The organism is Actinosynnema sp. NPDC049800 (assembly GCF_040656635.1).
Lineage (GTDB): Bacteria > Actinomycetota > Actinomycetes > Mycobacteriales > Pseudonocardiaceae > Actinosynnema.
The window spans coordinates 110,802-119,020 of sequence record NZ_JBFAMT010000022.1 but is presented as its reverse complement, the minus strand read 5'-3'; the positions used below and the strand labels follow the sequence as shown (position 1 = coordinate 119,020).

At 71.7% G+C, this 8,219-nt stretch carries 5 protein-coding genes; all 5 read right to left on the bottom strand.

From position 1 onward, the window contains the following. Window positions 1-97: 97 nt before the first annotated feature. The 5 genes from AB0I91_RS24515 to AB0I91_RS24495 are packed head-to-tail and all read right to left on the bottom strand — an operon-like array spanning window position 98 to window position 8,051. Window positions 98-2,707 carry a hypothetical protein gene (locus AB0I91_RS24515; RefSeq protein WP_499639000.1) on the bottom strand — a complete coding sequence of 870 codons (2,610 nt, stop codon included), beginning with the start codon at window positions 2,705-2,707 and terminating at the stop codon, window positions 98-100. A 23-nt stretch (window positions 2,708-2,730) separates the two neighbouring features. Next, complete coding sequence (locus tag AB0I91_RS24510) at window positions 2,731-4,077, bottom strand: ABC transporter substrate-binding protein (RefSeq protein ID WP_498777392.1); 1,347 nt, start codon at window positions 4,075-4,077, stop codon at window positions 2,731-2,733. Between the two features lie 36 nt (window positions 4,078-4,113). Then, window positions 4,114-4,998: a carbohydrate ABC transporter permease gene (locus AB0I91_RS24505; protein ID WP_499638998.1), complete on the bottom strand. Its 885-nt coding sequence runs from the start codon at window positions 4,996-4,998 to the stop codon at window positions 4,114-4,116. 12 nt (window positions 4,999-5,010) lie between these two features. After that, window positions 5,011-5,889: a carbohydrate ABC transporter permease gene (locus AB0I91_RS24500; RefSeq protein ID WP_498777388.1), complete on the bottom strand. Its 879-nt coding sequence runs from the start codon at window positions 5,887-5,889 to the stop codon at window positions 5,011-5,013. Continuing rightward, window positions 5,886-8,051, bottom strand: coding sequence for an alpha-galactosidase (locus AB0I91_RS24495; protein WP_499638996.1), 2,166 nt, complete (start codon window positions 8,049-8,051; stop codon window positions 5,886-5,888). Before AB0I91_RS24495 ends, AB0I91_RS24500 begins: the two co-directional genes overlap by 4 nt. Window positions 8,052-8,219 lie beyond the last annotated feature (168 nt).

The following is an 8,219-nucleotide window of genomic DNA, read 5'->3' as shown; positions in this document are numbered from 1 at the left end:
TTGGGCGGCGCCGCGCTGGACGTCCTCGAAGGAGAGGAAGGGATCTTCTACGCCGCCAGCCCCGCCCCGCCCCCCGCCCGCCCCCCCCGCCGCGGGGTCAGCGCCGAGGGGTGACCGAGTTCGCCGCGACGAGCGGGGCGAGTTGGACCCAGTCGACGTTGGGACCCGCGCCGGTGGCGTTGCCGAGGGTCAGCGCGCCGCCGGCGGTGGTCAGGTCGAGCGGCGAGGTCTCCGGCCAGAACCCATCCCAGGTGTAGTTGTGGCGGTAGGGCGCACGGGTCGTGCCGCCACCGTCCTCGGTGGTGTCGAGGAACCTGGTGACCGCGTCGGTGTTGTAGGGGTGGCCGGTGTTCTTCTCGGCCTGGGCGTAGGCCACGGTCAGGTTGTACTGGCCGGCCCCGCGGACCGCGGCCGGCCGGGGCACGGTCAGCGTGCCGCCGTTGCCGAGTTGCCCGACGTAGGAGCCGCCGGACGCCCACGGGCCGGACGTGATCGCCGCCGTCCCGCCGAGTTGCCCGGCCTCGGCCTCGACGCGGACCGCGTGCCGGTCGGCGGTGGTGTCGCGGACCTGGGTGAGCGTGCCCAGGACCAGCGGGGTGCGGCCCTCGTTGGAGAGCACGACCTCGGTGACGCCGGCCTTGAGGTGCGCGGTCACGCTGCCCGTCCACGCGCCCGCCCGGTCGGCGGTCAGGTCTCCGCCCTCGACCCGGCGGTCGGACAGGGTCAGGCCCAGGGCGCTGCGGCCGGCGCCGAACCACGTGGTGGACAGCCCGTAGTAGCCGTCCTCCGCGGCCGAGACGTAGGTGGTCACGGTGTCACCCGGCCCCAGCACCACGGCGTCGGGCACGAGGGCGCGCAGCGCCCGGACCCCGCGGTCGACCGAGCCGCCGGTGCGGCGCGAGTCGGTCAGCTGGTAGGTGCTCGTCTCCGGGCCGGTGATCTCGGTGAGGTCGATGCGGTCCAGCGCGACGTCGGCGGGCCTGCCGAGGAAGCCCGTCGGGTCGCTGGTGCGCAGGGACAGGCGGTGGCGACCGGCGGTGAGCTGGACCGGCGTGTCGAGCCGGCCGCGGTACTGCCAGTTCAGCGTGGCCGGGAAGGTGAGGGTGGCGCGGTGGGCGTCGTCGACGTAGAGCGCCTGCCTGCCGACGAACCCGCCGGTGCCGTACAGCACGCCGAGCCGGTAGGTCCCGGTGCGCGGCACGTCGACGTCGACCGTGACGCGGGAGCCGGCGTTGTTCATGTAGCCGACGTCCTTGCCGCCGGACGTGGTGTAGCGCCAGCCCGACGGATCGGCCTGGTTGACCACGGCGGCGTTCTCCACCAGGCCGGATTCGGCTTCGTGGCTCGCGGTCCACGGCGCGTTCGCGACCGGGGCGGAGGCGAGCCCGGCCGGGGTGACGATCACCTGGTAGGCGGCCAGGGGGTCGCCGCCGGGCACCTTGACGGTGATCCCGCCGTCGGAGACCCGCACGCGTGCGGCGGCCACCACCGGTGGCTGCCCGGCGTCGCCCTCGTAGCCGGACCAGCTGGTCTTGGACACGCGCACGTCCACGTGCCCGCCGAAGGTCTTGCGGTCCAGGCCGGTGACGGCGACGTCGACCGGGTTGGCGGTGCCGCCGAGCAGGACGGTGGCCTTGGCGTCGGCGCGGTCGAGGGTGGCCAGGCCCTGGAGGGTGTCCCGGGTGCTGGGCCGGGGAGGGGTGACGCGGACGGTGTCGCCGGACAGGTCGGCGTACCACTTGGTCAGCCACCAGCCGCCGTTGGCGCGGGACGTGCGCACGGCGTGGTCGCTGAGGTTGCCGGCGAGCGTCCAGTACGCCATCTGCCCCTCGACCTTGGTGTCCTCCAGCATGGTGATCCACTGGATCATCTGACCGGGCACGGAGGTGTCGCGGCGGTTGGCGTACTCGGTGATGTTGATCGGGAGGGGATCGATGCCCAGGGACTTCTCGATGGCTCGGTAGTCCTCGTGGTGGGCGCGGTAGTGGTTGAGCGAGTCCGGGCTGAGCTCGTGCCAGGTGATGATGTCCGGCAGGACGTCGTTCGCCTTGGCGTAGGCGAGGAAGTCGCGAAGCCGGCCCGGGTTGTAGCTGGCCTCGCCGGGTCCGTCGATGCGCGCGTCGGGCAGCACGGACTTGACGGTCCGGTAGACCTTCGTCCAGTCGGCGAGGAACTTGTCCTTCTTGGTGGCCCAGTCGCCGTACCAGATCCAGTCGGGCTCGTTGAAGATCGTCCACACGAACCGGTCGCGGTCCGGGCGTGCGGCGACCTTCTCCAGCTGGGGCCGCAGCCGGGCGATGTAGTCGTCGATGCCCAGGTCCTGGTAGGGCCAGGCGCTGTAGATGTCCTGCGAGTTGATGTAGACGTCCGCGCCGCCGGAGGCGAAGAGGTCGTCGGCCACGACGAGCGCGTCGCCGTTGGGGTGCTGTTCGCCGTCCGGGGGCTTCTGGGCGACGCTGCGCGGCTTCATGCCGGCGATGAGGTCGTGGGAGGGCACGCCGGGGTCGCCCAGGCCGTAGAGGATGCCGGTGGCGCCGCCGCGGAACGCCCCGGTGGAGGCGGCGAGGTCCACGCGCAGCGTCTCGGCCGTGGGCGCGGGCTGGGCGGCGGCGGTCGGTGAGCCGGGGATCGGGGACAGGGTGGCCAGCACCAGCGCGGCGGTCACCGCGCCGATGGTGGTCCGGGATCTTGCCGGTCGTTGTCGCATCGGTGCTCCAGGGTGGTCGTTGTCTACCGGAAGAGGGCGTTGACCTGCTCGTTGGCCTGGGTCAACGAGCCGGGGTCGGCTTGGGACGACAGCACGGCGTCGATGGCGGGCCCCATGACGGCGGAGATCTCCGGGGCGTGGTCGGTGATCGGGAACAGGTGGGTGGAGCCCTCGGCGAGGGGCTTGGTGAAGGCGGTGATGTCCACGCCCTTGGCGGCGAACGACTTCTCGGCCACGGCGAGGGCCTCGGGCAGGGCGGGGAACACCACGGCCTTCTCGCCCACCGACTTCTGGCACTCGGCGGAGGCGAGGTGCTTGACCCACTTCCAGGCGCCCTCGCGGTTGTCGGTGCCGGTGTAGATGGAATCGGCCAGGCCGTTGAAGATGGTGGCGCGCTTGCCGGACGGGCCGGTCGGGGTGGGTGCGACGCCGACCTCGACGCCGTCGTAGCCGAAGTAGCTGTTGATCATCCAGGAGCCGTTGGTGCTCAGCGCGTACTTGCCCGCGCCGAAGCCGTCGTTGACGCTGGTGCCCGAGCGGGCGACGGCCAGACTGGGCATGTAGCCCTTGTCGATCAGGCTCCGGAACCAGCCCATGGTCTGCTGGAAGCGGGGGTCGTCGTAGTTGAAGCGACTGCCCCACGGGTTCTTGTCGGTGTAGGTCCAGCCGGTGCTCAGCGCGTACGCGCTCCACATCTGCTGGCCGACCCCGGCGCCGTTGTTCTCGTCCAGGCCCAGGCCGTGCACGGCCACCTTGGACTTGTCGAAGCCGGGCTGGTCGCCGCGCACGCCGTTGGCGTCGACGGTGAGCCGGGCGATCAGCTTCTCGTAGGTGCCGCCGTCCTGGGGGTTCCAGGTGAGGTTCGCCAGGTCGGACTCGGCGACGCCCGCCTCGGCGAGCATCTTCTTGTTGTAGAACAGCGCGACGGTGTCGAAGTCCTTGGGCAGGCCGTACCGCTTGCCGTCCTGGGTGGTCCACAGGTCGGCCAGGTCGTTGGGGTAGACGTCGGTGGGCACTGCGTCGCGTGCGACGAACTCGTCGAGCGGGAGCAGCTGGTTCTTCCCCGCGTAGGTCGGGAAGTAGTTGAGGTGGTTGGTGAACACGTCCGGGGCGGTGCCCGCGACGAGGTCGGTGGTCAGCTTGTTCCAGTAGTCGGCCCAGCCGAACTGCTCGACCTTCACGGTGGTGCCGGGGTTGGCCTGCTGGAAGGACGTGGCGCACGCCTGGTAGGCGGGCAGCTGGTTGGCGTCCCACAGCCAGTAGGTGATCTCGTCGGAGCCGCTGCCGCCGCCCGGCGCCCCGGCGCAGCCGGCGAGCGCCAACGAGACGGCGGCGGCCAGGGCGGCCGGCTTGGACAACTTGTTGTGCACGGTGAAAACTCCTTTGTCCCACCCGTGTCCGGACGGCTACTTGATGCCGGAGAACTGGATGGAGTCGACGATCCGCCGACCGAAGGCGGCGAACAGCGCGATGACCGGCAGCGCCGCGAGCAGGGTGGCGGCCATGAGGCCGGCCCAGTCGGGACTGCCCTGCGGGGTCTGGGAGCGGAACACGCCCAGCGCCACCGTGAGGACGCGCACGCCCTCACCCTGGCCGACCAGCAGCGGCCAGAAGTACTCGTTCCACGCGGTGACGTAGGCCAGCAGCGCCAGCGTCGCCAACGGGGCCCGACTCATCGGCAGGATGATCCGGAAGAAGATCCTCGGGTGCCCGGCGCCGTCGATGCGCGCCGCCTCCTCGACCTCGCGGCTGATGCCCAGCATGAACTGGCGCATGAAGAACACCGCGAACGGCGTCATGAAGAAGAACGGCAGCACGATCGCGGCGTAGGTGTTGAGCAGCTTGAGGTCGCGCATCAGCACGAAGTTGGGCAGCGCGGTGAAGATCGGCGGGATCATCAGCGCGGTGAGGAAGACGAAGAACACCGCGTCGCGCCCGGGCCAGCGCAGCCGCGCGAAGGCGTAGGCGGCCATCGAGCTGAACAGCACCTGCCCGGCGGTGATGAGCGTCGAGGTGAGCACCGAGTTCAGCAGGAAGCGCCCGAAGTCGATCGACGCGCCGGACCCGCCCTGGGCGCGGGCCTCCTCCAGCGACGCCAGGCCGAGCACGCGCTCGAACGCGCCCAGCGTCAACCCGGCGGGCAGCAGCGAGTCGGCGTCGGCCGCCAACGCCCGGTTGTCCGACAGGGAGACGCGCAGCATCCAGTAGAACGGGAACAGCGTGATCAGCACCAGCAGCGCCAACACCGCCCAGCCGAGCGCCTTGCGCCACCCCGTACCGATTGCGGTCATCGCGGGCTCCCTTCAGTCCAGGTCCGAGCTGCCCGCGCGCAGCAGGCGCAGCTGCGCCACCGCCAAGCCCGCGAGGATGGCGAACAACACGACCGAGAGCGCCGCGGCGTAGCCGAAGTCGAACTGCTGGAACGCCTTCTCGTAGATGTAGAAGTAGATGACGCGGGTGGCGTCGACCGGGCCGCCGCGCGTGGTGACCGCGACGGTGTCGAAGATCTGGAACGACCCGATGACGGTCAGCACCAGCACCATGGCCAGCACCGGCCGCAGCAGCGGCAGCGTGACGCCGCGGAAGATCCGCCACTCCGACGCGCCGTCGATCGCCGCGGCCTCGTACACCGACCTGGGGATGGCCTGGAGCCCGGCGAAGATCAGCAGTGCCGTGTAGCCCAGGTGCCGCCACACGTTGACCAGCGCGATGGTCGGGATGGCCGTGGAGGTCTCGCCGAAGAACGCCACCGGGTCGATCCCGACCCACGACAGCACCGCGTTCACGATGCCCAGCTGGGCGTCGAGCATGTTGTACCAGACCAGCGCCACCACGACGTTGGCGATCAGGTAGGGCAGCAACAGCAGGCCCCGGACGAAGGACGACTTGGTCAGCCGGTGCATCAGGACCGCGACGAGCAGCGCCACGACGGTCTGCACGCCGATGTTGATCACGACGTACTCGACGGTGACCAGCAGCGCGTTGCCGAACCTGGCGTCGCCGAGGGCGTCGCGGTAGTTCTGCGCGCCCACCCAGTTCGGCGCGGCCAGCAGGCTGTAGTCGGTGAAGCTCAGGTAGAACGTCTGCAGCGCCGGCCAGGCGTAGAACAGCACGAACCCGAAACCCGCCGGCAGCAGGAAGAGCAGGGCCACCCGCAGATCGCCGCGGCGTGCGGCGGTCATGCGCCCTCCTCCCGCTCCAGGTGCAGCAGCAGGGCCTGCTCGGGGTGCAGCGGCGGGATCTGGACGCCCACCTCGGCCAGTTCCCGCCCGGACAGGCAGGTGCCGGTGGCCAGCCACGGGACTGCGACCAGGGACGTGGACGGCGGCAGGCCGGCGTGGTCGACCGGGCGCACGGTGAACCGCGCGTCGGGCGGCAAGCCGGGCAGCGTCACCCGCCCCGGCGACGTCGTCGTCCCCGAGGCCACCGCGACCACGGCGAACAGCGCCTGCACGTCGTCCTCGGACACCACGCCGTGCACCAGGATCGCCGGGTCCGGCGAGTCCGACCGCACCACCCGGCCGCGGTGCGACCAGCCGCGGACCTCCTTGTAGAACGCCACCCAGCGCGCCAGCCCGGCCAGGTCCGCCGGGTCGGCGGCGGCGAGGTCCCACTCGATGCCCAGGTGGCCGAACAGCGCGGTGACGGCCCGGAAGGACAGGTCGTGCCTGCGCCCGGTGGTGTGCGACCGGGCGGCGCCGACGTGCGCGCCGATGAGCTCGGGCGGCAGCAGCAGGCCCGTCCAGCGCTGGATGCCCTGCCGGTCCAACGCGTCGATGCAGTCGCTGGCCCACACCCGGTCGGCGCGCTCCAGGATGCCCAGGTCCACCCGCGACCCGCCGGAGGAACAGGACTCGACCTCCAGGCCGGGGTGGCGGCGGCGCAGCTCGTCGAGCAGGCCGTAGACCGCCGACGTCTGGGCGTGCACGGCGGCGCGGCCGGTGCGCGAGTCGCCCGCGTCGACCAGGTCGCGGTTGTGGTCCCACTTGAGGTAGGCGATCCGGTACTCGGTGACCAGCGCGTCGAGGCGCTCCAGCAGGTGGTCCCGCACCTCCGGCCGGGTCAGGTCGAGCACGTACTGGCCGCGCATCAGCGGCGGGCGACGACCACCGGTCGACAGGATCCAGTCCGGGTGCTCGCGCAGCAGGTCGGAGTCGGCGCTGACCATCTCCGGCTCCACCCACAGGCCGAACTCCATGCCCCGTGAGCGGACGTGGTCGACCAGCGGGTGCAGGCCGTCGGGCCAGACCCGCTCGTCGACGTGCCAGTCGCCCAGGCCGGCGGTGTCGTCACGCCGGTTGCGGAACCAGCCGTCGTCCAGCACGAACAGCTCCGCGCCCACCTCCGCGCCCCGGTCGGCCAGGTCGCGCAGCCGCTCCAGGTCGTGGTCGAAGTACACCGCCTCCCAGGTGTTGAGCACCACGCGCCGCGGCCCCCGCGGGTGGTGGGGCCTCGACCGCAGGTGGCGGTGGAAGCGGGCCGACAGCTCGTCCAACCCGTCGCCGCAGGAGCCGAACACCTCGGGGGTCGTGTAGGTCTCCCCCGGCTCCAGCCGCACCTCGCCCTCCAGCAGCAGCTCGCCGCCTCCGATCACGGCCTCGCCGGTGGGCACCCGCTCGGCGTAGGTGCGGTGGTTGCCGCTCCACGCGACGTGCACGCCCCACACCTGCCCCCGTCGGAAGCCGAAGCCGCTCTCACCCGCCACCAGGACCAGCGTGGCGTCCGACCCGGTCCGACCGCGCCGGCTGTCCCGCACGTGCGCCTCCACGCCGAACGGCCTGCGCTGGGGCGTGCGTTCCCGGCCCCAGCGCCCGGTGAGGTCGAGCAGTTCGGTGGCACGACGCGGCAGGGGCAGCGCGAGCACCAACCCGGCGAGGGTGTAGGCCGTGTCACCGGTGTTGCGCACGGTGGCGCGCAGGCGCACCAGCCCCGCGGGGGTGAGCCCGACCTCCAGGTCCAGGGCGAGACCGGCCGCCGCGTCGACGGCCCGGACCAGGCACGAGCCACCGTCCTCGACGACCCGTTCGACGGTGAACAGCGGCGACCAGTCACGCCCCTCCCGGTGGCCCCGCAGGCCGGGCAGCCCCGGCCACGCGGTCGCGTGCTCCGGCACCACCGCCACGGCGCCCGGCGTGTCGGTGGCGTTCGGCACCACAGCGGGCACGCTCGTCGACGCCAACGCCTCGAGACCGGCGTCGGGGCCGAGGTCGGCGCCCCAGTGCAGGATTTGCGGCAGCCCGGAGTCCTTGTGGTGCAGCACCAAGCTCACGCCGTCGGCTCGCAAGTGGACGATCCGGCCGACGCCGTCGACGGCCGGCGCGATGACCGGTGGTGCGGTGGACACACGACCTCCAGGCGGTGAAGCGCTCGTCACATTGAACGTTCCATGGAAGATGTCAGCACGATCTCGGCGGGTCAACGGTGGCGGTGGTAACGAGTGCGCAACATTGAACGTTCAATGCGACGACGTGGTCACCCGGGGTGAATGATGTCCCGGTACGAGGAGGTGGAC

What these genes read in the sequence shown, in the direction of transcription:
- AB0I91_RS24515 (WP_499639000.1), bottom strand. Translation starts at nt 2,707, where the DNA reads ATGCGACAACGACCGGCAAGATCCCGGACCACCATCGGCGCGGTGACC.
- AB0I91_RS24505 (WP_499638998.1), bottom strand. Translation starts at nt 4,998, where the DNA reads ATGACCGCAATCGGTACGGGGTGGCGCAAGGCGCTCGGCTGGGCGGTG.
- AB0I91_RS24500 (WP_498777388.1), bottom strand. Translation starts at nt 5,889, where the DNA reads ATGACCGCCGCACGCCGCGGCGATCTGCGGGTGGCCCTGCTCTTCCTG.